The organism is Paraburkholderia sp. NMBU_R16, assembly GCF_013282575.1.
GTDB lineage: Bacteria > Pseudomonadota > Gammaproteobacteria > Burkholderiales > Burkholderiaceae > Trinickia.
In genome coordinates, this window is record NZ_JAAAYE010000520.1 from 1 (window position 1) to 249 (window position 249).

Here is a 249-nt window from a genome sequence, read left to right on the forward strand (position 1 = left end):
GGCTTCGCGCGTGCACGAACTCACGCCGCGAATCTGGAAATCGCTCTTCGCCGACAACCCGCTGCGCTCGCCACTGCATCAGATCGCCTGAGATCGCAACGACGTCGGTCAATTACCGATTACGTTGAAGCCGCTGTAGGCGTCGGCCTGCAAGATACCCTTGAATCCGGCCAGATGGGTCTGGGGATGAATGCCTTTGCGGTCCGGCGAGTAAGCAAACCACACTGCGCCTGGTTCGGTCGAGCCCGA

1 pseudogene is annotated in these 249 nt (G+C 60.6%); it reads right to left on the bottom strand.

The features are described 5' to 3' along the window. Positions 1 to 123 precede the first annotated feature (123 nt). Positions 124 to 249 (bottom strand): annotated as a pseudogene (locus GWC77_RS28960) (transposase); the annotation flags it as partial.